15 protein-coding genes, 1 tRNA gene and 2 pseudogenes are annotated in these 20640 nt (G+C 56.3%); 3 read left to right on the top strand and 15 right to left on the bottom strand.

The features are described 5' to 3' along the window. The first annotated feature begins 38 nt into the window (after nt 1–38). On the top strand, nt 39–923 hold the full coding sequence (locus tag AC2FIR_RS19215) for a LysR substrate-binding domain-containing protein (protein WP_170612114.1): 885 nt from the start codon (nt 39–41) through the stop codon (nt 921–923). Nucleotides 924–951: 28 nt separating this feature from the next. Here AC2FIR_RS19215 and AC2FIR_RS19210 read toward each other — a convergent pair whose 3' ends face one another. From AC2FIR_RS19210 to AC2FIR_RS19175, 8 genes and pseudogenes are all read right to left on the bottom strand, one after another. Then, the gene (locus AC2FIR_RS19210; protein WP_496747410.1) at nt 952–2973 is read right to left on the bottom strand and encodes a putative 2-aminoethylphosphonate ABC transporter permease subunit; all 2022 of its coding nucleotides are present in this window, start codon (nt 2971–2973) and stop codon (nt 952–954) included. After that, on the bottom strand, nt 2970–4103 hold the full coding sequence (locus AC2FIR_RS19205) for a putative 2-aminoethylphosphonate ABC transporter ATP-binding protein (protein ID WP_496747408.1): 1134 nt from the start codon (nt 4101–4103) through the stop codon (nt 2970–2972). The genes AC2FIR_RS19210 and AC2FIR_RS19205 overlap by 4 nt, the downstream gene beginning before the upstream one ends. Before the next feature lie 132 nt (nt 4104–4235). Then, a complete protein-coding gene (locus AC2FIR_RS19200) occupies nt 4236–5255 on the bottom strand; it encodes a putative 2-aminoethylphosphonate ABC transporter substrate-binding protein (protein WP_170612111.1) in 1020 nt (339 codons plus the stop codon). A 399-nt stretch (nt 5256–5654) separates the two neighbouring features. After that, a complete protein-coding gene (locus AC2FIR_RS19195; protein WP_170612109.1) occupies nt 5655–6494 on the bottom strand; it encodes an EamA family transporter in 840 nt (279 codons plus the stop codon). 37 nt (nt 6495–6531) lie between these two features. Further along, nucleotides 6532–6759: a hypothetical protein gene (locus AC2FIR_RS19190; protein ID WP_496747405.1), complete on the bottom strand. Its 228-nt coding sequence runs from the start codon at nt 6757–6759 to the stop codon at nt 6532–6534. Between the two features lie 2 nt (nt 6760–6761). Further along, complete coding sequence (locus AC2FIR_RS19185; RefSeq protein WP_496747404.1) at nt 6762–9224, bottom strand: GcvT family protein; 2463 nt, start codon at nt 9222–9224, stop codon at nt 6762–6764. An 86-nt stretch (nt 9225–9310) separates the two neighbouring features. Further along, entirely contained in the window at nt 9311–9871 is a 561-nt protein-coding gene (locus tag AC2FIR_RS19180; RefSeq protein WP_480491771.1) for a DeoR/GlpR family DNA-binding transcription regulator, read from the bottom strand. 27 nt (nt 9872–9898) lie between these two features. Then, nucleotides 9899–10066, bottom strand: a pseudogene (locus tag AC2FIR_RS19175) (DeoR family transcriptional regulator); the annotation flags it as partial. An 886-nt stretch (nt 10067–10952) separates the two neighbouring features. Here AC2FIR_RS19175 and AC2FIR_RS19170 point away from each other — a divergent pair. Beyond that, nucleotides 10953–11207, top strand: a pseudogene (locus tag AC2FIR_RS19170) (phage tail assembly chaperone); the annotation flags it as partial. Here the strand turns inward: AC2FIR_RS19170 and AC2FIR_RS19165 are convergent. The 7 genes from AC2FIR_RS19165 to AC2FIR_RS19135 all read right to left on the bottom strand — a co-directional run bounded on the left by AC2FIR_RS19165 (nt 11199) and on the right by AC2FIR_RS19135 (nt 18189). Beyond that, nucleotides 11199–12305 (bottom strand): hypothetical protein, encoded by a 1107-nt coding sequence (locus AC2FIR_RS19165; RefSeq protein WP_496762894.1) that lies wholly within the window; start codon nt 12303–12305, stop codon nt 11199–11201. The pseudogene AC2FIR_RS19170 and the gene AC2FIR_RS19165 overlap by 9 nt on opposite strands. 727 nt (nt 12306–13032) lie before the next feature. After that, nucleotides 13033–13109: transfer RNA gene (locus AC2FIR_RS19160), tRNA-Met, on the bottom strand. A 72-nt stretch (nt 13110–13181) separates the two neighbouring features. Continuing rightward, on the bottom strand, nt 13182–14162 hold the full coding sequence (locus tag AC2FIR_RS19155; RefSeq protein WP_480915529.1) for an alpha/beta fold hydrolase: 981 nt from the start codon (nt 14160–14162) through the stop codon (nt 13182–13184). Continuing rightward, a complete protein-coding gene (locus AC2FIR_RS19150) occupies nt 14163–15626 on the bottom strand; it encodes a flavin-containing monooxygenase (protein ID WP_496747256.1) in 1464 nt (487 codons plus the stop codon). Nucleotides 15627–15757: 131 nt separating this feature from the next. Beyond that, nucleotides 15758–16018 (bottom strand): hypothetical protein, encoded by a 261-nt coding sequence (locus AC2FIR_RS19145; RefSeq protein WP_480903764.1) that lies wholly within the window; start codon nt 16016–16018, stop codon nt 15758–15760. An 11-nt stretch (nt 16019–16029) separates the two neighbouring features. Next, entirely contained in the window at nt 16030–17184 is a 1155-nt protein-coding gene (locus AC2FIR_RS19140; RefSeq protein ID WP_170805921.1) for an aromatic ring-hydroxylating oxygenase subunit alpha, read from the bottom strand. Between the two features lie 99 nt (nt 17185–17283). Continuing rightward, nucleotides 17284–18189, bottom strand: a complete 906-nt coding sequence (locus AC2FIR_RS19135) for a LysR substrate-binding domain-containing protein (protein ID WP_170805922.1) — start codon at nt 18187–18189, stop codon at nt 17284–17286. 500 nt (nt 18190–18689) lie between these two features. Here AC2FIR_RS19135 and AC2FIR_RS19130 point away from each other — a divergent pair, with 500 nt between their 5' ends. Continuing rightward, a complete protein-coding gene (locus AC2FIR_RS19130) occupies nt 18690–20513 on the top strand; it encodes a BCCT family transporter (protein WP_170681632.1) in 1824 nt (607 codons plus the stop codon). Nucleotides 20514–20640: the final 127 nt, after the last annotated feature.

Genomic DNA, 20640 nt, shown 5'->3' with positions numbered 1-20640 from the left:
ATAAGCTCAGCCTATGTATTGGGAAACGGGGATACGCGATGCGGCACAGTCAGCTCAAAGCCTTTCATTTTGTGGCTAAACACGGTGGTTTTTCGCGTGCAGCAGAAGCCTTGTATCTGACGCAGCCAGCCATTTCCGAGCAGGTGCGAAAGCTGGAACAGGATCACGATTTGTTGTTGTTCCAGCGCGAACGGAAACGTGTGACCCTGACCCATGAAGGAGAGCAGCTTTACAGATACACCAAACAATACTTCGAGATCGAAGATCAGATCGAGGACTACCTTTCCGAGACCAAGGCCGTGGTTGATGGAGAGTTGCGCATCATCGCCGACTCAGCTCACCACCTGACAGCCTTTTTGGGGGCCTTTCAGAAGAAGAATCCGAACGTCACAATCACCGTGCGCTCGGGCAATACCGAGGAAATTCTGGAGGAACTCCGGTCCTATAATGCGGAGATCGGCGTTGTCGGCAGCCTGTCTCCGGGCAAGGACATGGAAATTCTGAGCCTTGGATCCACAGAGATCGTCGCTTTTGCGGCCCAGGGTTTGCTTTTGGCGTCCAAACCGACCTTGTCCCTGGAAGAGTTGTCAAAGCTGCCGCTTATCTTTCGCGAGACCGGGTCAAAAACGCGCCAGAAACTGGAAGATGAGGCCAAAAAGCACGGGATCATGCTTAAACCGGCGATCGTTGCCGAAGGGCGTGAAGCAATTCGGGAACTTGTGGCCTCCGGCGCCGGCATCGGTTTTGTTTCGCAGGCGGAATACGGGCATGATGACCGGCTGCGGCAGATCAAGTTGCAGGGGATCAACCTGCAAATGGGCGAGAGCATCATTTCGCTTTCGCAACGCCGCGAGGTGAAGATTATCCGCGCTTTCATGGAGTTCGTGCAGCGGACTTTGAAAGAAAACCCCGCCAATAGTTGATTGGCGGGGCAGGGTGTCAAAATGGCCGCTAGCGACTTCGCCAGGCTTGAGTGCGTTTCAGAATGCCCTTGGACGCTATCTGATGAATGATCCGGGCCGCGGCATTTGTATAGAAGATCATCATCCCCATTGCCGCCGCCGGTGCGATGTCTCCGGCATCATCCATATTCAGGACAGCGATTGAGGCGAGCGTGGTCTTTGGTGAGTACAGAAACACCACAGCCGACACGGTCGTCATCGCGTTGACGAACAGATAGATGGATATGTCCAGAACCGCTGGCAGGCAGACCGGAACCGTCACCCGTGCAAACAGCTTCATCGTCGGTTGCTTGAGCGACGCTGACACGGACTCGAACTCGCGGTCCATTTGTTTCAGGGCCGTCACCGCCGTCAGGTGCGATACGGTGTAGAAGTGCGTCACCGTACAGATCACCAAAATCGCCATTGTGCCGTAGATGCCATTCAGCGGGTTTGACGGGTTATTGAAGAAAAAGATGTAGGACAGCCCCAGTACCATGCCCGGAATGGCCATCGGCAACATCGCGAACATCTGAAAGATCGATCTGCCGGTGCGGAACCCTTGTGATTTCTCAACCAGATAGGCCCCGAAGAACACAACCGCCGTGCCAATGATTGCAGTCAGCAGGGCCAGCCGGATCGAATTGAAATAAGACCCCCAGCCGCCGCCATCCATCTTGTCGAACTGATAGTTCCTCAGGCTCAGGCTCAGATCATAGGGCCAGAACTTGATCAGGGCAGCGAACTGGCACACTGCCAGAAGGCCAACGATGAACAGGCCGACCGCGCTGCAATAGGCCAGAAACAGGCGATCAGCTTTCGGGTTCGGGGTTGGCTGATACGGCACCGACCGGGCCGACAGCAACGCCACCTGTTTGGACTGAACCATGCGGTCGATCGCAAAAGCCAGGATCGCCGGTATCACCAGAACCACGGACACAACCGCGCCCATCTCAAAGTTCTGCTGGCCGATCACCTGCTTGTAGATGTCCACCGCAAGCACGTTGAACTGCCCGCCAATGACTTTGGGCAGGCCGAAATCGGTGATTACCAGATTGAACACAACAAAGGCTGCAGAGATCAGGCCGTAGCGGGCACCCGGAACGGTCACCGTCCAGAACGTGCGCCATGGGGTCGATCGCAGGCTTGCCGCAGCCTCGTAGAGCCGCGCATCCGAAATCGCCAGCGCCGTTGAGATGATCAGGAAGGCATGCGGAAAGGTGAAGAAGACTGAGCCTATCACAATGCCGATCGGACCATAGATGCTTGCGCCGAACAGAAGTTCTTTGATCATGCCCTGATTACCAAACAGATAAACCAAAGCGATACCCGGCAGCAGCGAGGGAACGAGAATTGGCGCCATTGCGATCAGGCGAAAGACACCTTTGAACCGCATGCAGCTGCGGTTGAGCGCGTAGGCAAACCAGAAGGCCAGCGTCACGGTGACGATCGTGCTGACAACCGAAATCCAAAGTGAATTCTGGATCGAATTGAACAGCGCGGGCGTCGAGAAGTAATTTACAAAGTTATCCAATCCCCTGGACTGGACGGGCCGAAGTTGAACCCGCCGAAAGGTATTGGAATCCAGCTCGACCCAATCGGTTCCTTCCTGCAAAGTCGATCCCACCAGGAACCGACCGGTATCCGTCGTGTTCCGGATCTGATACATCACCGGACTGCGGAAACTGAAATCTGGGAAGAAACCCGTAACAGGCAAGCGCCCGTCCGAACCCGTCACAAGATCGGTGTCGGCAAATGCTCCGGTTTCGCGGTTCAGCGCATCGCCCGACAGGATCGTTCCATCAAAACTCCCTGCGTCATCGCTGACCTGAAACTCGTATTGGGACAGTTCCACCCGATAGGTGGAAAACGACTTTGAGAGCATCGTGTAAAGCGGCAGCGCCAGCGTCACGATCAGATACAGCACGATAACCATCATGCTTCCGCGCATCAGGATGTCGTCGCGGCTGAGCTTGGGTTTGATGATTGGGCCGGGGGGCAAAGTGTTACTATTGGTAGAAGCGGTACTCATGCCCCGGTCTCCGGTACGTCAAAGGCCATCAGGCGGTCTTCGGGAAGCTCGATCATCATCGTCCGCCCTTCTTCCAGCTCAAGGCGGCGCACGGCATTGATCGAGAAATCCGCGATCAGCTCCGAAGTGCCGAACCGCTCATTGCTCAGGCGGCACCGCCAGAACGAACCAAGGAACTCCATCTCGGTGATCTGTACTTCGAAGGCGTTTTCCGGGGTGGTAATTGTATCCGGCGCACCGGGAGACCGCGCGCCCTCGCCATGCGGAATGACATCATCGGGTCGGACAGCAGCTATGACGCGGCTTCCTTTCTGATGCGAATGCCGCGTGCATTTCAGCACGGACCCGCCCAGTTCTATCGTCTGAGGGTCACCGGCAACTGCCGACAGCTGGTTCATCTCGCCAATGAAATCGGCGACAAACAAGTTCCTTGGATGGCGGTATATCTCGGTGGGCGATCCCACCTGTTCAATCACCCCATGGTTCATGACCACGATCCGGTCCGCCATGGCCAGCGCCTCTTCCTGGTCATGCGTCACCATCACGGTGGTCACGCCCAGCTTGCGTTGCAACTCTTTGATTTCATGACGCAAATGGACGCGTACTTTTGCATCAAGCGCCGAAAGGGGTTCGTCCAGAAGCAGCAGGCCGGGCTTGGTTGCGATGGCGCGGGCCAGGGCAATCCTTTGCTGCTGCCCACCCGACAACTGTGCCGGATATTTTTTGCCCTGATCCGGCAGGCCGACGAGATTAAGCAACTCATTCACACGTACAGCGATTTCAGATTTGCTGTGGCCTGAGTTTTCCAGGCCGAACGCAATGTTCTTTTCAATGGTGAGGTTCGGAAACAGCGCATAGGACTGAAACACGATCCCGAAATCACGCTCGGACGGGGGCAGGTTGGACACGTCCTTGCCGTCCTGCATGACTGTCCCCTTGGTCTGCAAATCCAGACCGGCGATAGCGCGGAGCAGGGTCGTTTTCCCGCAACCCGACGGGCCCAGAAAACAAACGAATTCGCCATCGTTGATTTCCAGCGAAATATCCTTGAGAGCGAGAAAGCTGCCGAACGCCTTCCACAAGTTCTGGATGCTGAGATACAGTTCACCGGGAGGTGTTTTCTGAAGCACGGGAGAGGTCCTCACATCTGCACCTCGGGCATGGCTGATCCGGGCTGGGCATTGCCAGGTGCGCAGGTCACGTTTTTGGGAAAAAGAGAAGGGCGCGCAGGAGAGGCAAAAGCACCTCTCCTGCTATCGTTTTTATTTCGCTTCCGACTTTCCGTCATAGCGAGACTGCCATTCCTTCAGGATTGCCGCACGATTATTCGCGGCAAACTCAAAATCATTGTCAATCATGGCATCCAGAAGACCCTCTGGGAAGTGCTCAACCGGTTTTGCGATGCCGGGGTAGGCCACAACCGCATAGCCGGTGTTGTACATTTCGTTGGCTTCCTTGGTGACTGTGAAATCAACCAGTTTCTGAGCGGCTTCCAGATTTGCCGTTCCGGCGACAATTGCGGTGGCTTCCATGTCCCAGCCTACGCCTTCGGACGGGACGATAATCTCAAGCGGTGCGCCATCCGCCTTGGACTTGGCACCGCGGAAGGCAAACGAGATACCGATCGGGATTTCGCCCGCTGCCGCCAGCTTGCAGGGTTTGGACCCTGAATGCGTATAGCGCGCAATATTTTCGTGCAGCGCGTCCATGTACTCCCAGCCGCCTTCTTCACCGAACATTTGCAGCCAGCTTGAAACGTCAAGGAACCCGGTGCCTGACGAGTTCGGGTTCGGCATGATAACCTGATCCTTGTACATCGGGTCAGTGAGGTCTTTCCACGAGGTGGGTGGCTTCAGCCCGGCCTTTTCGGCCTCGACCGTGTTGTAGCAGACGGATGCAACCCAGGCATCCATGCCAACCCATGCGGGTGGATTGTCGCCATCGACAAACTTGGGATCCAGGTTCTCGACGCCGGCGGGCGCGTAGGGTTCCAGCATGCCTTCCGATTTGAGAAGTAGCAGCGACGTAGCCGCCAGCCCCCATACGACGTCTGCCTGGGGGTTGTCCCGCTCTGCCAGCAGTTTGGCGGTGATGATCCCGGTCGAGTCGCGAACCCAGTTGATCTTGATGTCAGGATTGCTTTGGTTGAACGTCTCGGCATAGCGGGCCAGATCTTCCGCCTCGACGGCGGTGTACACTGTCAATTCTGTTTCCGATGCCGCAACCGTCGCGGTCATTGCGCTGACGGCCAGAGCGGCAAGAAATGATGTCGTGTGTTTCATTGTTATCCTCTGTTGGTGATTTCTTGACGGGTTCGCCATTCTTGCGCGGCGTTCTATTCAGATTTGTATCAACAGTTTGACAGATAAAAACTTCAAGAAAAATCGATTATATCTTCAACATCATAAGTGCACCCTATGGAAAAGCAGCTGTGGATTGCCGACGGTTGCGATCAATTCCGGCAACGGAGCGGCAGGGCCTAACCGTTTGAAGCCGCTTATTTTGCATACTTTTGGTGCCGTCCAGTATTGTCGCCCCCGGCGCGGGCCAGAGCCTGAACACAGGCGGGATCGGTATTGTTCCTGCGGCGGTCCGACATCCAGCCGGATCTATGATGAAGATCAGTACTTCTTTCATGCGTGTTTCCAGGTTCTGCGTCCGAAATCTGCCCTTAGATTTCGTTATCTCGCCATTGCCAAAACCAAGATGCCAAGCGCCACGATTGTCGCCGCAAGAAGCCTGTTGGATTTGGGCCCTTCGCCAAACCACATGACGCCAATAATCGACGCAAAGATCACGGAACTTTCTCTGAGTGCTGACACCACACCCAAAGGCGCAATCGTCTTGGCATACAGCACCAGCCCGTAGGCCAGGCCGGAAATGACGCCGCCCGCCAGGCCTGCCCAGACAAAGCGACTGGGCAGTGCCACAAGGCGCTGCCATCGGGTCGTGAAGATAAAACCGGCAACAAATATTTCAGCGACGAACAAGGCCGCGATGTAACCCAATGCGTTCTCGGACAGCCGAATGCCGATACCATCCACAATCGAATAGGACGCAATCATCAGGCCCGTACCAAGCGCTGCCGCTATGGCGATCCAGTTCGTTTGTCTGCCTAACCCGGCAAGGGACAGGCACCCGATACCTGCCGAGATGCAGAGTATGCCGACCCATGCGACCATCGAAAGAAGCTCTCCGGCAAACAAAATTGCGCCCATCGCGACCAGAACAGGTGTGATCCCGCGAGAGATGGGGTAAACCATCGACAGGTCGCCATGTTTATATGCGGTGTTCAGAAACCAGTAATACCCCCAGTGGATCAGGGTCGAGCCAACGATAAAGGGAAAAGCCGCCCAAACCGGTAACCCGAAAAACGGCAACGCAAACAGCGCGGGGATTGCGTGGCCAAGTGATACCAGCCCCAAAACGATTGCTTTGTCGGGCGCCCCTTTGACAACCGCATTCCAGAGCGCATGCAAAAAGGCAGCGGTCAAAACGATAAGAAGCGCCGAGGTCGTCATTGCGAGCCGATGAAATGGTTTGGTTTGTTGGCGTGCATCAGAACTCCGACCTCAATGCGCTGATACGCGCGCGCGTTTGGTTTGCCAGCGCAAGCGCGTGGCACGCGACCGACAGAACCGAACCGGAAGTCTGTTCGTCAAGGACAAGCTGGTCCAATGGCAAACTATCGCGACGCAGAAAACCGAATTTGGAGGTTTGGTTCGCTTCGGGCCCGATAACCGAACGGTGTTTCATCCAGGTCCATTTCAGCAGGTTGTCATCCAAGATTAGCCGTCCACCTTCGGCCGCTCGCTTTTGGTATCGTACGGGGCTTGCATATAGGCTGTTGCCGACAACCGGGTTCCGGCAAGGTCGATTTCAAAGGTCCCGTCGCGAATAAAATCGGCCGTTACCGGGCGGGGCGCGTCCAGCTGGCAAAGTGCAACGGACGCGCACAGCGTATGGCCATAAGCGGCCGAGCGGACCTCGCCGATTTCGACCCCGTCATACAACACGGCCTCACCACCCCACAGTTGTGCCGAGGCATCATCCAGCAACAGTTGCACGATGCGTGTTTTCAGGTGATCGGGGTCCTCTTTTGCCGCCAGCAGCGCGTCTTTTCCGATAAAGCCGCCGGGCTTTTCGAAATCGACCGCAAAACTCAACCCTGCCTGCAACGGTGTGATATCGGGCGTCAACTCTCGGCTCCAGGCGCGGAAACCCTTTTCCAAGCGCAACCCTTCCAGCGCGTAGTATCCCGCATCGCGGATGCCAAACTCGGCCCCGGCGAGCGTCAGGTCCTCGTATACGCCAACGGTGAATTCGACCGGCACCAGCAGTTCCCAGCCCAGTTCACCCACATAGGTCATGCGGTTGGCCAGAACCGTGGCATAGCCCAAATCGATTTCCTGATGGGTGGCAAACGGGAAGGCCGCGTTGGACAGGTCGGCTTTGGTCAGTTTCTTCAGAACCGCGCGGGCTTTCGGCCCCATGACCGCCATAACCGACCAGGCGGCCGTGACATCGGTCAGGAACACGTGGGCATCCGCGTCGAAATTCTTGCGAATCCAGTCCGCATCATGCACCGCCTGGGCCGAGCCGGTGATCAGAAGGAACTCCTGCTCTTTCAGGCGCAGCACTGTCAGGTCGGATTCGTACCCGCCGCGTTCGTTCAGCAGACCGGTGTAGACCGTGCCTCCGATTGGGACGTCGACATTTGCCGCGCAAATGCGGTTCAACTGTGCACAGGCATCCCGGCCCTGAACCAACAGCTTCGCGAACGAGCTTTGATCGAAGATCGACACGCCCTCGCGGGTGTTCTTGTGCTCGGCCGCAACTGCGTCATGCCAGTTCTGGCGGCCAAAACTGTATTGAATCTGGGGTGCTTCGCCTTCCGACGCAAAGAAATTCACCCGCTCCCAGCCCATCTTTGATCCGAATACAGCATTTTTTGCCGCCAAGCGGTCGTAAAGGGCCGAGCGGCGGAACGGGCGCGCGGTGTCCAGTTCGCGATTGGGCCAGGGCATGGCATAGTGAAGCCCCAGCGTTTCCTTGACCCGATCGTGCAGCCACGTCGGGTTGTTGTTGAAGTTTGCGAACCGCCGGATATCGACAGCAAACAAGTCCGAAGTCGGAGCCCCCTCGACAATCCATTCAGCCAAAGCACGCCCCGCCCCACCGGCGCTGGCAATTCCCATCGAGTTGAACCCGGCCCCCACAAAGAAGTTCTTCAGTTCGGGTGCCTCGCCCAGAAGGTAGTTGTTGTCGGGGGTGAAGCTTTCAGGCCCGTTGTAGAATTTGCGCACACCGGCGTCGGCCATCTGCGGAACCCGGATCAGCGCATTTTCTAGCAGAATCTCAAACTGGTCCCAGTCATCGGGCAGAAGCTGGAAGTAGAACTTGTCGGGGATGCCGTCCATTGCCCATGGCTTGGCTTCGGGTTCGAACCCGCCCATCACCAGACCGCCGGTTTCCTCTTTGAAATAGATATAGCCGTCAGGGTCGCGCAGCACCGGCAGGCCAGGCTTCACGCCTTCGATCTGTTCGGTCACGATGTACATATGCTCGGCCGAATGCAGTGGTACGTTGACGCCGCACATTTTGCCCAGTTGGCGCGCCCACTGACCGCCGCAGTTCACCACAATCTCGGCTTCGATGGTACCATGGTCGGTCACGACACCACTGACTGCTCCGTCTTTGGTCAGAATATCGGTCACCTTGATGCCTTCTATGACTTTGGCGCCGCCCACGCGCGCGCCCTTGGCCAGCGACTGTGTCAGATCGGTCGGGTTGGCCTTGCCGTCGCCGGGCATCCACAGCCCACCCTTGACGTCGTCCACCTGCATCACAGGCCATTTATCCTGCGCCTCCTGCGGGGTGATGACCTGTACCTCGACCCCCTGCGCGCGGGCTGCGGCCGCCGTACGCAGCAGCATTGTCATGCGGTCCTCCGTGCGTGCCACGGTAACGGAACCGCACTCCATCCAGCCTGTGGCCAGCCCGGTCTCGGCCTCAAGCTGAGAATACAGTTCGGTCGAATAGCGGATCAAATTGGTCATGGCAGGCTGGCTGCGCAACTGACCGACCAGACCCGCCGCGTGCCAGGTGGTGCCGCAGCTCAGCTGTCCCTGTTCCAACAGCACCACATCACGATGCCCCATCTTCGTCAGGTGATACGCGGCCGAGCAGCCAACAATACCACCTCCCACAATGACAGTTTGCGCGCTGTGCGGAAGTTGGGTGCTGGCCATTGCCTTGCTCCGTGCAGAAGGAATCGGGTCAGCACTCACCTTATCGATATTTTGCAAAACTTGGCAAATATTATCTTTTATTTGCGTTATACCCGCACAATATCCATTGGGTGGGTTTCCAGCGCTTCGGAAATGTCCTTGGGCAGTTCACCGTCAACAACAAGGGTCACGTCAAAGGGCAAAGCTTTCATGGCGATCTGCCCAACCACCCCGAACTTGCTGCTGTCCGCCAAAAGGAAAGGGTGCTGTGCCCGTTCCATCATCATGTGGCGCAAGTTGGCGCCTTCCAGCGAGAAATAGGTGAGCAAGGCCCGCGCGCTGATCCCGCCAACCCCGACCAGCGCGTATTCCGCGTTATATCTGGAAAGGTGTTCCAGCGTATCCAGACTCATTGTTGCATTCTCGGAAAAATCCAGCCGTCCGCCCAGCAATGTGATCTCCGCCGCTGCAGGTGTCAGAACCGAGGCAATTGTTAAGTCATTTGTGTATATCGTTAATTCACGGCGGGTGGCCGCTAAAGCCTGAGCTGCGGCAAGCGTCGTCGACCCATTGTCAATGATCACGCTGGCCCCGTCCGGGATCGCGCTGGCGACATAGGCACCAATACGCTCCTTGCCCGCACGGTTGGTTTGGGTGCGGTCAGTCATAGGAGGTTCATGCCTGTGCACTCTGGTTGCCCCGCCACGCACCTGGTTGAGCTTGTTTTCCTGGGCCAACTGCTCGATATCCTTGCGCACGGTTTCCCGTGATACGCAAAGCCGTTCAGTCAGAGAACGAATAGAAACCGCAGGCTGGCGCGAAACTTCTTCGAGAATGATTGCATGACGTTCGGATGGCAGCACGAGAGACCCTCAATGATCGCATGGGGCTACAGAATGCCAAATTTCGCAAAAAAATCCAGCCGGGAGTTGCAAAAGCGACTGCGCGATTTGTTAAAGGGCTTCGGGGCGCGGCGTTCGTGGATCCCGGATAGCTCTCTGCTGTTCATCGAAACGTGTCGCGATAAGCCAAACGTTCTTTCACTGTCACAGCAGTGCCCAGCCAGCCGCGCGGCCGCAAGAGCGGACGGTCCCCGCCAATACGTTTCGTGCGCAATTGGGCGGTCTGACTTTCCTCAATTCAGGGAAAGCGTGCTGTTCAGGTGTTTCAAATACCCGAAATCAATGCGCTCGCTGCTCCAACAAATCCAGCGCCGGCCACGACGCTTGCGAGTACAATACAAAAAACTTCTAATGCGCTGAGTTTCATTTTTCTGCCCTGCCCAAATGCCCCGCTCGACTTAAAGCATCTCATGAGTTTCAAAAAGAGAGCCGTGGTTGACGTGGCGGAATGCTGCTACAAGCGCGGCGTGTTTTCGCTCAGCAGTGAGTTTTGGTCGTTCAGATCGGATACCGCGCGGGTGTCAGAAGCTTGATTTCTAGGTGGCGCGCGCGGCACGGCCGTGCGCCCGAGTTGACCGATTCCGGCGTAGTTTTGTGACGCAATTTGCCCCCTGGAATCATGGTCCGGAGCGACGGGCTGGCTCAACCTTGATGCAAGTGATTGATTTTAATGGTAGCGGAGGGCCGTTGTTGCCACTGCCCCCCATTCGAATTGCGAAGTAAACAAAGGCTTTGAGACCAATAGACGCGGGTTTGCAGTATGAATGGCCGTCTTTCCAAAATCCTCATCCGTGCGACGGAAGCTAACCTGGAATCCAAGCAACCGACCATGTAGCCGGACGGCACTCAGAACATTTGGAACACGTTCCTCACCTTTAGCCGCACAAGGTCGCACTCTTATGGCGCACTGAACGCGATCACGTATCAGGAGATAGAGGCCTATTGCCGCCTCATGCGCTTTCCGCTGGAGCCGTACTACATCCTTGCATTTGTGGCCATGGATGCCGCCTGGCTGGAGTTGCGAACAAGGCCGCTGCCCCTTCCGAACATGTCTGCAGGGGCCTTTAATGCGCGGATCGGTTCACACCCAAATTCAAAGTGAGTAGTGGTCTTTGACCAAGCCTTCCAGCCGCTCCTGCAAACTTTTGGATAGTTGAGGTTTGCATGTATTTGATGAAAAATCGAACTTCAGGTCTTTTTGTTCTTCTGGTGACAGGTTCTTATGAAGAGGGCCGAGGATTTGCCCGTCTTTCTTAACAAAGATGGTAACAGTCGTGACTATCGGGTTGATCGCATCCCAATTCGGAGGAGAATTATCATCAATGGGATTCATCATCGATTTGATTCGCCATGAGAAGCGATCCATACCGTCCTGACTTGATAGAAAGAGAACGCCAAGCCACTGACGGCCCTCCTCCCTATTATAAAACACGTGCTTCTGGTTTAGCCCTAGTCTTGGGTTTTTGGCATCTGCATCAAAAAAGAAGCTAACGTGCGACCACGATGGAGTGTATTGGACCGTGTTTGTTAGCGGATTGTAATAAGAGCATTGCAAATATCCTCCCCAAGTATCTGCCAACCCTTCCGGCTCTTCACAAAAGAGTTTATTTGCATTCAGGATGCCTAAGAAGTCGATAAGATGTGCGAACGGGTCGTCCGGCCATTCTCTGGAGCTTAAATCGTTGTCAAACCTTTTTAGAAACTCTAGGGCTTTTTCGCCACCACTTCCTTGCGCATAGCAGGTATTAAAGTGTTTTGTCTCCAGTAAATTAGACCAATCTGGTGGAGTAAAGTTAATACAGATGTATTCATCGTTTTTGATTGGATGAAAACCCATCATTCTGAACGCATCAGGGCAGTTATTGTCACTCAAATATTTATCTGCGAGATCTCCTGCGAATCTCATAGGACGAGTGTTTTCAGGACGAAGTTTCATTCGCATATTGAGAGTTGGAAGAAAATCTTTCACCTTTTCAGCGTCTTTTGCCGCAAACGTGACCGAGGTATTGTCGTCCAATATTGCCAACTTGTCCCAAAACTCTGCAAACTGCTTGCCGGGTGTCAGTTGATCCAGCCAAAAGTTTGAAGGCGTTAGTACAGAGCCGATAGGTGGCGGAGACCCATCGGTTGATTTGGTAACAATTAGATCGGATATCAATGCGGCAAAACCTTTTGGGTTTACATAAAGATTCAGTGTCAAACCGTGCCCTCCAACCAATCCGGATTCTAAAGCCTCAGATCAAACTGAAGCGTTTCCTGAGTCAAGAAACAGCCAGCCGCAAAGGGCCAGGTGCTCATTCTGACAATTCAACGCTGGCGGTTATCAGCAGCCAAGGTGATTCCTGTCGAATTAGTCATTGCTATTTTTGCGGTCATTTTCTCTATGGTATTGAATCAAAATATGTCACTACAATCCCATCAGCCTTGCAAAATGTCGATAAGGCGCATCGGCAACACTACAAAATATAGTGCGATGCATCAGGGGTGAAATCCAATATGTAAGTCCGTTCTTGTCAGCACTAACCGCCTGGCGGTGTGCTCTCATTCAACTTAGTTTTTTAGGTCGGCCTCGTTTTCGAAGCTCTGATGACCTCCTTGCCGCATCTTTGGCCATCGCACGGACCTGCTTCAAACGGACTTCATGTGGATCATAAGTTTGACTGCCCGTCCCAGAGCTTTCAGATTTTGGTGTTCGGTAAACGATTTTGATCTGCATCGCCTAAAGGTCGAGAAATAAGCTGTGAATGTAAAAACTTAATTGAATAGGCTTCCCCATCCACTCTTGGGGGGGTGTGAAGCGGAGGCCGTCGTTAACGTCCTTGAGGTCAAAATCATTTGATTTCAACGCCTTAAGCGCGTTCTGGATTTTAGAAAAAACCCCAATATTATTGTTTTTATTTAATAAAATCAATAAGTTAGGTGGATTTTGGTAGCGGAGGAGGGACTTGAACCCCCGACACGCGGATTATGATTCCGCTGCTCTAACCAACTGAGCTACTCCGCCACGAGTGACAGGCGATTTAAGGGAGGGGTCCGGCAGGGTCAAGAGGGAAATGGCGGTCCGTGGCGGAATCTTTCACTCTTTGGTCTGACCTGCCGAATCCAATCGGGATGAGCGGCAATTATCGGCAATCTTTCGGATGAACGATGCGCAAATTTCCGGGATGGTGATGAGGATCATATGGCCGTGCTTGCCAGTTTCCTCGTAGGTCAGGCCGAATTCTGTCATCGGAGGGCCGTGCTGCGCGGCTGAGAGGATAGCGTCCTGAGCGCCGTAAAGAATACCGCCCGGCACTTGCAGTTCCGGGTAGCGGCGGCATTGGTCCCCGATGCTGGCATCCACTCCGACCACGTCCTGCGAGGCTGTGATGAAGGCCGATGGGCGCAGCCCCAGGGCGCCGCCAGCCCGGTCCAGGAAATCCGCCGGGGCGGGCTCGGGCTCAAAAACGGCGCTCAGAACATGGGGCGCTGTCTTTGCCGCCAGCGGCACGGCGATCGTATTTCCGATCAGGTTGCGCAACCAGGCAGTCCGGATTTCCAGCGGTTTGAAAACCTGTGGCGGCGCGGGCATTTGCTGTGTCAGCGGGGCCAGCAACGCGAGCCCCGCAATCCGGTCGGGATATTCAAGGGCCATTGCCAGCGATACCGCCCCGCCCAGAGAATGCCCGACCAGAATGACGTCGGTGACCGATTTTTGGTCCAGAAACTCCTGTATCATCCGGGCCTGCTCCGGAAGGGTGCCCAACGACGGGTCGTCCCGGGTGGAATACCCGCAGCCGGGGCGATCAATGGCAATGACGTGGAAATCGTCCGTCAATTCGTCCATCAGCGCATAGGTGTAATGCTGTAGCTGCCCCGACAGACCGTGGATCATCACGATGGTCTGGTTGGCGGGATCTCCACGCTCGACATAGTGGATGCTGCCGCCATCAACCGCGACCACCTGACCCGGTTGAGGCACCCTTTCGAAACCCTTTTTGGTCAGCCGCCGCGTCCAAAGGTTCATGGCCAGCAGAAAGAGGCCCAGTGCGCCCAGCAAGATCAGGATAGTCGTCATCTACAATTCTCCATTCGGCGTGGGCACTGGCCGGTATTGTTCCAAACCCGCCTGCGCCATCCTCTTTTCGTACTCCGCCACGGTGCCGGGCCACAGCGTGGTGTTGCGCCCTTGCGCATCCTGATACCACGATGTGCAGCCGCCGGTCTGCCAGACACTGTCGGTGTGCCGTTCGCGCATCTCGCGTGTGAACTCATCCTGTTTCGCGGCATCCGGCATGATGGCCTTCAACCCTTTTTTCTTCATCTGCGCCAGAACGCGGCCAATGTGTTTCACCTGGGCTTCAATCATCAGAACAACCGAGTTGTGCCCCAGCCCGGTATGCGGCCCCAGCAATATGAAGAAGTTCGGGAAACCGGCGATCGCGGTGCCCAGATTGGCCTGCATTCCGTCGCCCCATGCTTTGTGCAGTGTAATTTCGTTGACGCCCGAGATGTCCAGTCGTTGCACCACATCCGTGACGTGAAAGCCGGTTCCCCAGATTAGAACGTCAGCCTGAACCGTGCTGCCATCTGTTGCGATGATCTGGTCGGACTCAATGGACGCCATCCCTTGCGCAACAAGATGGACGTTGTTGCGGGCCAGTGCCGGATACCAGTCGTTCGAGCTCAGGATGCGTTTGCACCCGATCCGATAACCGGGCGTCAGCATCTTCTGCTTGGCGGGATCCGGGATCGCGCCAGTCAGTGATTTACGCCACATCTTCATGGCAAATTTCACCATGCGCGCCTCGCCGCGAAATACTTTGTGGCGGTATTCAAAAATCATGTAGATCAGCTTGCGCCGCAGGCGTGGCAGCAGGGGGACGTGACGGTAGAGGCGACGTACCCATGGTGCAATCGGGCCGTCAGGGCGCGGCAGGACATAAGGCGGGCTGCGCTGGAAAACGGTGACATCAGCCGCGGATTTGGCGATTTCGGGCACGAACTGAACCGCGGATGCGCCAGTGCCCACGACCGCGACGCGTTTGCCGGCCAAGTCGACGTCGTGATCCCATTCGGCGGAATGAAAGCACGGGCCTGGAAAGCTCTCGGCGCCGGGGATATCCGGAATGTTCGGCACATGCAGCGCACCAATTGCCGAGATCAGAAAGCTTGCGGTCCAGTGCTGGCCTTCATGTGTTTCGATTTGCCAGTTTGTGCCGTCCCATCTGGCAGATTTCAGGCTTTGGTGAAAATGGCACAGATCGTACAGGCCCTCGGCGCGGGCGATCTTCTGCAGATAGGACTGAATTTCGGCACCGCCCGCATAAGCCCGGCTCCAGTCCGGGTTCGGGTGGGTGGCCATTGAATAGAGATGCGAGGGGATATCACAGGCAACGCCGGGATAAGTATTCTCGCGCCAGGTCCCGCCGATATCGCCTGCTTTTTCAAGGATGGCGATGTTGGCAACGCCGCGTTTTCGCGCCTCCAGCGCCATGGTGAGCCCGGAAAACCCGGCGCCGACGATCAGCATGTCAGTCACGTTTTCCAACGTTTGCCCCTCCGGTGACGGTCCGATTGAAGCCCCGGGCAGGATAGAAGTTTTATCGCGCGTGTGAACAGGGCGACGTTAGGGCAGTGTAACGGCGGGGCACGTTACCGTCGACGGTTGGCTTAAAACTCCAGCCGTTCCGTGCGCCCGTGTTCAAACAGCCGGTAGTTCAGAACATCAGCTTCCGGGGCGCCGGATTCCAGCGCAAAGACAAAGGCATGGGTCAGATAGAAACAGGCCGCGTCCAGGTCGCGAACGGCTTCACGCTCGTCCGCGGCCTGTGTGTAATAGCGGACAAGGTCTACGTGGTCGCCTCGGGAATGTGCATCCAGCAGCAGCCGATCCAGCGTAGCCCGTTGATCTTGATCTGTCCGATCCGTCACCCGGCCGTTCCTCAGACTGTCCGGCCGTTTTCGATCTGCGTGGCCACCCAGTGGTGAAAGCAATGGGTCGGTCCGTCCATCGCCGGCGAAAACCGCCCGCCGTCAAACAGAACGCCGTGCCGACCTTTCTGCATGCCTTCCACGACGAAAACATCCTCTTCAAAAACGGTTTTCCATAGCTGCGCGTTCGAGGCGCGCAACCCGTCATGCTCGGGCGTTTCGGCTTCGCTCTTGGCGTAATACAGCTCGATATGTTCCACCGTGTTCTCCTGATCGACAGGCTCGAGAACGATGGCAAAGCTGTGGTCGCGCTGGACGCCCAACAGCACGTTGGGATACAGCGCGACATATTCCGCGCCCTCATCCCACTTGTCGCTCAGGCCGGCAAAATCCTGCAGCGTGGCACCGTCCTGATCTGTCAGTTGACGGTAAACCAGCGTTCCCTGGCCCGAGTAGTGGTTGCGCGCTTCGATATTATAGTGATCTTCCAGGCGGGAATAGCTGTTGAGACCGGGATGCACCCACGGCAAATGATAGCTTTCGCAATAGTTCTCGACTGCGAGCTTCCAGTTGGACTTGACCTCAAGCTTGAAAGACGATGTCTCTCCGCCGTGAAAGATCGGCTGTTCGAATTCGCCCCAGCGTTCCATCAGCGGGCCGTGGACCTCTTCGAAATCGGGTGCGTTGCCGCTGACATTGACGAAAATCACGTCACGCCAGACGTAAGACCGAATCCGAACCAGCCCCAGATCGTCCTTGTCGATATCTTCATGCTTGTTCTGTCCCGGCCCCCCCACATGAGGCGTCGCATGCAGCTTGCCTTTCAGGCTGTAGCACCAGCTGTGATAGGGACAGCGGATGGCACCGCCGATTTTTCTGGGCGTATCCACCAGGATCATTCCACGATGCCGGCAGGTGTTCTGAAACACGCCGATCTCGCCGTCGCGGTCGCGAACGATCAACAGGGGCATACCCAGAAAGTCCACTGGTTTGGCGTCTCCTTCCTCGGGGACGTCCTTGCCAAACCCGATACCAGACCAATTCGAAAACAGGACCGACTGTTTCTCTTCGGCAAAAACCACCGGGTCGATATAATGTTCGTTCGGCAGGCCGTTTGCGATATTCACATCGTTCAGAACGGATGACAGAACACTATGCTTGTTCATCGGGCTCTCCTGACTCTTGGCTGGATGCATTTCGATCGTTTTGACGGAACCGCCGCCCCCGCTTCAATATCAGAAATCCTCATCACAGCTTGACCTGATCTAATCCGAATTCTGACGCACTTCCTGAATGATCCAGTTCTTGAGCGCGCGAGCATTCTCGGTCAGTTCCTCTTCCGGTCGGCCGACCAGGTAGAACTGGTTGGGGGCCGTCAGGCGATGCGGGCCGATCGGAACCAGTTTCCCGGATTGCAACATAGGCCTGATCAGGCGTTGCCATCCAAGCGCCAGTCCTGCGCCCTTGCGCGCAAGCTGCAAGGCCACCGAGTAGCTGTTGACGCGTGTTTCCACCGGGATGTTTCCTGAATAACCCAGAATTTGAAACCAGTCCGGCCATGTCGTCCAGGTCTGATCCTCTGAATCCAGATGAATAAGCCGCTGGGCGGCCAATTGTTCCAAATCCGCACCCGCAAGTCTTTCGGCCATGTCCGGACTGCCGACCGCGATCAGCTGATCTCGGTACAGCGGGGTATGCGACAGCGTAGGGTCATTGTCCTTGCCGTATCGGATAAAGAAGTCAATCTCGGGCCGGTTCCTGAAAGGACGATCCTGCGAGATCTGATCGACATTGACTTCAGGCGTTTCCCGCCAGAACCGGATGATGGAGGGTGACAGCCACAATGCGGCGACGGCCGTTGTCGATCCGACGGTCACCTTGCCGCCCGACGTGCGGTCGCGGATCGTCGCCAGCGTCTTTGAGATGCGCCCGAAGGACGTGGACAATGCCTCGTACAATGCCCTTCCGTCCTCGGTCAGGTCCACACCGCGATGCTTGCGTTGAAAAAGCGCTGTATCCAGATCGCCTTCCAGCGCCTTGATCTGATGGCTGACTGCGCCGGGTGTGACCGACAATTCCTCGGCGGCGTTCTTGAAGCTCAGATGCCGTGCTGCTGCCTCGAAGGCGGAAAGGGTGGTCAAAGGCGGCAGTTTATAATGGCGTCTGGACATGCGTAATCAGTGCTCGGTTTAGGATCATTCAAGTGAATAATAGAATTTTCTCGGTTGTAGAACTGATTTTGCTAAATAATAGATGCATCTGTCAGTCACAAATGGCGGCTGGGGTCGGCAATGGGTCGGATAGTGTCGGTAAACGCCGAATACGACCGAAATCGACCTTGTATGCAGACGAACCAATGAGGGTCGAGTACAATGGGCTGCAAAAAAACGCCGTTGAACAGGTCCACAGACAGTTTCGGGTTCCGTGCCAATTCTGGGCGTCACCCGTATGAAAAAAACTGGAAGGCCAGGGCGCAGCACGTGTTTTCGGACCAGGTTGCGCTGAAATCTGTGCGTATGGGAGCGCGCGTTGGCACTTCCCGGGGTTGAAAGGGTTTCATGTGTACCCCGGCCGCATGCGCGGTCGTCAGCTACAGCAGGACGTCGGCGCGAAGGCGCAAACGCAACCACGCAGACCCCCAAAATAATGACATCGCCATGGAGGAGAGAATATGTCAGTACCCGAACCGTTCACGGATCTCGAGATAGAAACGGCGGATGCCGGTTTCTACGAGAACTACAGCGTCCCGATCGCCCTGATCAGCAAAGGGATCATGGTCGCGCTCGTACTTTGGGCGCTGGTGTTCCCGGCCAATGCGAACAGCACGCTCGGCAGCTGGAACGGCAGGCTGCTTGAAGTATTCAACAGCTTCTACGTTATCATCGTCGGGCTGTTCTTCTTCTTCCTTGCCATCGTTGCGATCCTGCCATCCACCGGCCGGCGGATCATGGGCACACCGGGTGAGAAGCCCGAATTCTCGAATTTCTCGTGGTTCTCGATGATGTTCGGCGCGGGTCTGGGTGTTGGCCTGATGGTGTTTGCCACCGCCGAACCTCTGGGTCTATGGGGCTCGAACCCCGTGGTGGTCTCGGGCGCGGTCGAGGGCAACTCGCCTGAGGCGCTGCAATCCGCATATCGCTTCACATACCTGCACTACGGCTTCCACGCCTGGGCGATCTACGTGGTAACCGGGCTGTCGCTGGCGTATTACGCCTATACGCGCAACATGCCCCTGACGATCCGCTCGGCGCTGACGCCTCTGTTTGGCCGCCTGATGAACGGGTTTCTGGGCCACACCGTGGACGTTCTGGGTGTTGTGGCGACTATTCTGGGTGTCTCGGTCACCATCGGCTACGGCGTCAGCCAGTTCATCGACGGTCTTTATGCCATTACCGGCATGCAGTGGATCATGGATATGGGCGGCGAGGTTCCGACCCCCAGCAAGGTCGGTCTGATTTCGGGGCTGGTCGTCATCATGGGCCTGTCGATCATTTCGGCGGTTTCCGGTGTTGGCCGGGGCGTCAAGTACCTGTCGAACCTGAACCTTGTGCTGTCGATCATCCTTCTGGGCACGTTCATCGTCTTCGGCTCGTTTGTCTTCGCCATGACCACCTACGGCTCGGCGATGGTGGACTACATTCTGCACTTCCTGTCGCTCAGCTTTAATGCCTATGGCCCGCTGTCGGCCGAAGCTTTTGCAGCAGCTCTGCCCGCCGAGGCGCAGGCGCATGCGGCTGACCTGATGGGCGGCGCAACCAATGCCTGGGGCAGCTTTGACGGCTTCAAGGGCGGTCTGGAAGGTGCAGCCGCCGAATTGGACGAAGCCACCCTGACCGCGGCTTATGCAGCAGGCGAGCAGGGCCGTCAGTTCGGCTGGCAGGCAGGCTGGACCACATTCTACTGGGCCTGGTGGATCGCGTTCTCGCCCTTCGTGGGCCTGTTCCTGGCGCGCATCTCAAAGGGTCGCAGCGTGCGCGAGTTCATCCTGGGTTGCGTCTTCGCACCGGCACTGGTCTGCTTTGCATGGATGACCGTTCTGGGCGGCACCGCGATCGATCTGGAACTGGCAGGCGCGGCGGAAGGCGCGATCATCGGGGCGTCGAATACGAACAAACTGTTCGTGACACTGTCCTACATGATCGACGGCGGGCTGCTGTCCATGCTGAACGTCATGTGCGTGATCCTGATCATGACCTTCCTGGTGACCTCTGCGGACTCGGGCATTCTGGTAATGAACACCATCATGTCCGGCGGCAGCCAGGAAACCGGTATCAAGCACCGCATCATCTGGGGTGTGATCCTGACGGCCGTGATCGGCGCACTGGTCCTCGCTGCGGGTGAAAACAACCCAATGGATGCGCTGCGCAATGCGATGATTATCGGTGCACTGCCCTTTACCATGGTGATGGGCCTGATGTGCATCGCGCTGGGCAAGGCGTTGTTCCGCGACGGACAGCGTGAAAAGCACGGTGTCTCTACCCAAGCCGCCGAATAATCGGATAGCGACAGACAAGATCAGGCGCCGCCCCGACAGGGGCGGCGCTTTTGGTTTTGAAACGGTGTCGGTTCCTGCAAACAGATTTCGGAATCAGTGAGGTGCGCGACCTGCGAATCCCCCATTC

The sequence above is a fragment of the Ruegeria sp. CDSB136 genome, from assembly GCF_059610965.1.
The sequence above is the reverse complement of the archived record's forward strand: the minus strand, read 5'-3'. Positions and strand labels throughout refer to the sequence as shown.

Bases quoted from the DNA above. Each gene is read 5' to 3' on its own strand.
- AC2FIR_RS19215 (WP_170612114.1), top strand. From the start codon at position 39: ATGCGGCACAGTCAGCTCAAAGCCTTTCATTTTGTGGCTAAACACGGT.
- AC2FIR_RS19210 (WP_496747410.1), bottom strand. From the start codon at position 2,973: ATGAGTACCGCTTCTACCAATAGTAACACTTTGCCCCCCGGCCCAATC.
- AC2FIR_RS19200 (WP_170612111.1), bottom strand. From the start codon at position 5,255: ATGAAACACACGACATCATTTCTTGCCGCTCTGGCCGTCAGCGCAATG.
- AC2FIR_RS19195 (WP_170612109.1), bottom strand. From the start codon at position 6,494: ATGACGACCTCGGCGCTTCTTATCGTTTTGACCGCTGCCTTTTTGCAT.
- AC2FIR_RS19185 (WP_496747404.1), bottom strand. From the start codon at position 9,224: ATGGCCAGCACCCAACTTCCGCACAGCGCGCAAACTGTCATTGTGGGA.
- AC2FIR_RS19180 (WP_480491771.1), bottom strand. From the start codon at position 9,871: ATGACTGACCGCACCCAAACCAACCGTGCGGGCAAGGAGCGTATTGGT.
- AC2FIR_RS19155 (WP_480915529.1), bottom strand. From the start codon at position 14,162: ATGACGACTATCCTGATCTTGCTGGGCGCACTGGGCCTCTTTCTGCTG.
- AC2FIR_RS19140 (WP_170805921.1), bottom strand. From the start codon at position 17,184: ATGAACAAGCATAGTGTTCTGTCATCCGTTCTGAACGATGTGAATATC.
- AC2FIR_RS19135 (WP_170805922.1), bottom strand. From the start codon at position 18,189: ATGTCCAGACGCCATTATAAACTGCCGCCTTTGACCACCCTTTCCGCC.
- AC2FIR_RS19130 (WP_170681632.1), top strand. From the start codon at position 18,690: ATGTCAGTACCCGAACCGTTCACGGATCTCGAGATAGAAACGGCGGAT.